4 protein-coding genes and 1 pseudogene are annotated in these 4041 nt (G+C 50.4%); 4 read left to right on the plus strand and 1 reads right to left on the minus strand.

Translation table 11 applies throughout. The features are described from left to right. The 3 genes and pseudogenes from nrdD (ACR0P9_RS08580) to nrdG form a co-directional block, all read left to right on the plus strand. Positions 1-388: anaerobic ribonucleoside-triphosphate reductase (nrdD, locus tag ACR0P9_RS08580; RefSeq protein ID WP_432619217.1), on the plus strand; the 388-nt coding region annotated here is incomplete at its 5' end. Positions 389-451: 63 nt separating this feature from the next. Then, positions 452-601 (plus strand): annotated as a pseudogene (gene nrdD, locus ACR0P9_RS08585) (anaerobic ribonucleoside-triphosphate reductase); the annotation flags it as partial. A gap of 5 nt (positions 602-606) precedes the next feature. After that, entirely contained in the window at positions 607-1113 is a 507-nt protein-coding gene (nrdG, locus tag ACR0P9_RS08590; RefSeq protein WP_432619219.1) for an anaerobic ribonucleoside-triphosphate reductase activating protein, read from the plus strand. A 378-nt stretch (positions 1114-1491) separates the two neighbouring features. Here nrdG and ACR0P9_RS08595 read toward each other — a convergent pair whose 3' ends face one another. Continuing rightward, positions 1492-2835 carry a butyryl-CoA:acetate CoA-transferase gene (locus tag ACR0P9_RS08595; protein WP_432619221.1) on the minus strand — a complete coding sequence of 448 codons (1344 nt, stop codon included), beginning with the start codon at positions 2833-2835 and terminating at the stop codon, positions 1492-1494. A gap of 207 nt (positions 2836-3042) precedes the next feature. On the opposite strand from ACR0P9_RS08595, the gene ACR0P9_RS08600 reads away from it, so the two are divergent. After that, positions 3043-3957 carry a DMT family transporter gene (locus tag ACR0P9_RS08600; RefSeq protein ID WP_432619223.1) on the plus strand — a complete coding sequence of 305 codons (915 nt, stop codon included), beginning with the start codon at positions 3043-3045 and terminating at the stop codon, positions 3955-3957. Positions 3958-4041: the final 84 nt, after the last annotated feature.

Raw genomic sequence — 4041 nt, forward strand, 5'->3', positions numbered from 1 at the left:
ATATTATCCGATCAGCGCATTTAATAAGATTCGCTTGGAAGCGCCGTATCATGCGCTGACCAATGGCGGACATTTCAGCTATGTAGAGCTGGATGGCGATCCGACACAGAATCTGGAGGCATTTGAAGCGGTTGTCCGGTACATGAAGGAATGCGGCATCGGATACGGCTCCATCAACCATCCGGTAGACCGTGACCCGATTTGCGGCTACACAGGTATTATTGACGAGGTGTGCCCGCGCTGCGGACGCCGTGAGGGCGAAGCTGTCAGCATTGAAAAGCTGCGGCAGCTCGGTGTATATAAGAATTACAACAGCGATACGATTGGCTATCACGGAGATCTCAACGAAGAGAGAGACCGTCAGCCGAACCCGCTGCATGAGATATAGGAGGACACGAAAATGAACGAACTGAACCATGTAACATACAATGAGAAGGGCGAAGCCATGGTAGGAGAGGGCGTTGGCTTTGAGCGCATTCGCCGCATCACCGGTTATTTGGTTGGCACGCTCGACCGTTTTAACGACGCCAAGCGAGCAGAAGAACATGATCGTGTCAAGCATGATGTGCGCCGCGCGGCATCCGACCGAAAGAGTGCCTGAGCAAGATGAAGGATGAACTTCTTCGCGTTGCCGGAGTCATTGACGAATCAATCGTGGATGGCCCCGGCATCCGCTTTGTTATCTTTACACAGGGATGTCCGCATCATTGTCCGGGATGTCATAATCCGCAGACGCATGATTTCTCCGGTGGAGAACAGGTGCCATTGTCGCGGCTGTATGAGGACATCATGGAAAATCCCTTGGTATCCGGCGTGACGCTGTCCGGCGGAGAACCGTTTTGTCAGCCGGAGCCGCTCGCAGAGTTGGCACAAGAGCTAAAGCGTCATGGCAAGCATATTATGGCGTATACCGGCTATACATGGGAGCAGCTGCGCGACAAGCAGGATGCGGCAATAGAACGCTTGCTGGCGCAGTGTGATGTTCTGGTTGACGGACGATTTATCGAGTCGCAGAAGGATATGACTCTGCGATTTCGAGGAAGCAGGAATCAGCGTCTGATTGATGTGCAGCAGTCTCTGCGGGAAAATCACGTTGTGCTTGCTGAGATGTAAAGAAGTCGCTAAAAAATGTCAAAACCGTTGTGCAAATTGTCAAAAGACTATTGACAATTTACCAGTTGATATTATAATAAATGTATAAAGTACAATTTCCAACAACGGACAGAACATATGCTGTGTGTGATAAGGGGAAAGATCACATACAAGATTCTGAACGATGTATCTCGGCATTGGATATGTGTCATTCGGGTATTCAGATCCGAAATTTGCACGTGGTAAGCTGTAGAAGGAAATCATGTGAGACGGTACTTTGTTGTAAAAGAAAGGCCTGTTCCAATGGAGAGTGGAACGGGCTTTTCGCTTGCTTGAAAAAAGAGAGAAGAAAAAGCCGATGGCGATTGCCATCGGCTTTGCTGTTTGTATACAGAAACATTATCTGCGGTTGGAAGATCTCCAAATCTTGAGCTTTTCTGCTTCCTTAATCAGCTCCTCGCGGAACTGCGGATGAGCAACAGAGATAATTGCCTCTGCGCGCTCCCAAGTGGACAGACCCTTCAGGCAAACCTTGCCGTATTCGGTAACAAGGTAATGCGTGTTGGTGCGAGTATCCGTAACGGTAGAGCCCGGATTCAGTGTCGGCAGAATACGGCTCTTCAGCTCGCCGCTGCGCGTGGTGAAGGTGGAAGAGCAGCAGATAAAGCTCTTGCCGCCGTTGGACAGATAAGCACCGAGTACGAAGTCCAGCTGACCGCCTGCGCCGCTGATATGCTTGGTGCCTGCGGACTCTGCGTTGATCTGACCGGTCAAGTCGAGGTCAACGGCGTTGTTAATCGAAATAAAGTTGTCAATCTGCGCGATAACGCGTGTATCGTTGGTGTAGCCAACCGGTGCGCTCATCAGAGCCGGATTGTCATCCATGTAGTCATACATCTTCTGGGTACCTGCACCGAAAGCAAATACCTGACGACCCTTGTCAATGTTCTTCTTTGCACAAGACAGCTTGCCAGCGGCAGCCATGTCTACAAAGCCGTCGACATACATCTCGGTGTGAACACCCAGATCCTTCAGATCCGACTGCGCAATCAGAGAGCCGACAGCATTCGGCATACCGCCGATGCCCAGCTGCAAGCAAGCGCCGTTCGGGATTTCCTCTACAATCAGCTTCGCTACGGTCTCGTCAATTTCAGACGGAGCACCGCCGCTGCCCATCTGACGAATCGGCGGGTTGTTGCCCTCAACGATCATGTCTACATTGGTGATGTGCACGCCTTCTTCAAAACCGCCCAAGCAGCGCGGCATGTTCTTGTTGACTTCTACGATGACTTTTTTGCCGGTCTCGCAGACAGCAGCCAGATGCGATGCGTTCGGACCAAAGTTAAAGTAGCCGTGCTTGTCCATCGGTGCGACCTGAATCATGACAACATCCGGCGGACAGATGCTTTCGCGATACCAACGCGGCAGCTCGGAATAGCGCAGCGGGGAATAGAACGCAATACCATCGTTAATCATGTGGCGCTCAATGCCGCTCATGTGCCAAGAATTCCAAGAGAAATGCTTCTTCGCATCCGGAACCTGTGCAATGGCCAGCGGCTCCAGCAAAACGCCGCCGCGAATGTTGACGTCTACCAGTTCCTCTGCGCGAGCAGCCAGTGCCTTGTCCAGCTCTACCGGTGTGCCGGTGCACCAGCCATAATCTACCCAGTCGCCACTCTTGACGACCTTTGCTGCCTCTGCGGCAGTTGTCAGCTTACTATTATATAGTGCCTGATAATCCATGTAACAAAGTCCTCCGTTTGTCAATGATACTCAGAATGAAACAAAAAATTGTTCAAAACATACAAAAACCACTTATATCTAACCTATTGTATCAGTATCTGTCGCATTCGTCAAGAACTTAACAAAAATTTGAGCCAATCGCTCTTGTATTTATGCTGGGAGTGGAGTAGGATGGAAAATGGACATTTTAGAAAAAGAGGTCAAGTGATGAAACAAAAAACTTGGATTGGTTTGACGCTGCCTGCGCTGATTTGTACGCTGCTGTGGGGCAGTGCTTTTCCGGCGGTGAAGTCGGGCTATGCGCTGTTTGGTATTGGCGATGAGGCGGCGTGTAAATTGTTTTTTGCCGGCTGGCGGTTTATGCTGGCGGGTGTTGCTGTATTGATTATTTCCGTGATTACGAGCCGGAAATTGGTTGTTCCGACCAAACAGCAGTGGCCGGGCATTTTGCTGCTGGGACTTGTGCAGACAACCGTGCAGTATGTGTTTTTTTACATTGGTTTGTCGCACACAACGGGTGTCAAAGGCTCTGTGATTTCCGCCATGGCAACGTTTTTTGCTGTTGGCATCTCGCACTTTTTGTTTGCGGATGATCGTCTGAACACGACAAAAAGTGTAGGCTGCATCTTGGGCTTTGTCGGCGTACTGCTGATTACGCTCAGCTCGTTAGATGGTTTGGGCGGCGGTATCTCGCTGACCGGTGAGGGCTTTATGTTTATCGCGGCGGCAGCTTCTGGCAGCGGTGCGGTTATCAGTAAATTTGCCGCTAAAGGACAGTCTCCCATGGTTGTCACGGGCTGGCAGCTGACGATTGGCGGCGCAGTATTATTGCTGGCGGGCATTGTTGGCGGCGGACATTTTCAGACGGTTTCTCCGCAGGCGTTTTGCCTGCTCGGCTATTTGATTTTTCTTTCTGCCGCGGCGTTTACCATTTGGACTTGGCTGCTCAAACGCTATCCGGTGGGAAAGGTCTCCGTGTACAATTTCTTGGTACCGGTGTTTGGTTCGCTGATGTCTGGTGTGGTGCTCGGCGAAACGGTATTTACCATGCGCAATATCCTGTCACTGCTGTTAGTATGCGTCGGTATTGTACTTGTCAATCGCAAAAAAGAGCAAAACTAAGAAAAAATCCGGCTATTTCTCACGAATAGCCGGATTTTTTGCTTATTGACAGCCAAATTTCTGTGCATAGGCGCGGTACTCTTC

Source organism: Butyricicoccus sp. (assembly GCF_050872565.1).
GTDB lineage: Bacteria > Bacillota > Clostridia > Oscillospirales > Butyricicoccaceae > Butyricicoccus_A.

Excerpts from the sequence above, each read along its gene's own strand:
- ACR0P9_RS08600 (WP_432619223.1), top strand. The coding sequence starts at position 3,043 with ATGAAACAAAAAACTTGGATTGGTTTGACGCTGCCTGCGCTGATTTGT.
- nrdG (WP_432619219.1), top strand. The coding sequence starts at position 607 with ATGAAGGATGAACTTCTTCGCGTTGCCGGAGTCATTGACGAATCAATC.
- ACR0P9_RS08595 (WP_432619221.1), bottom strand. The coding sequence starts at position 2,835 with ATGGATTATCAGGCACTATATAATAGTAAGCTGACAACTGCCGCAGAG.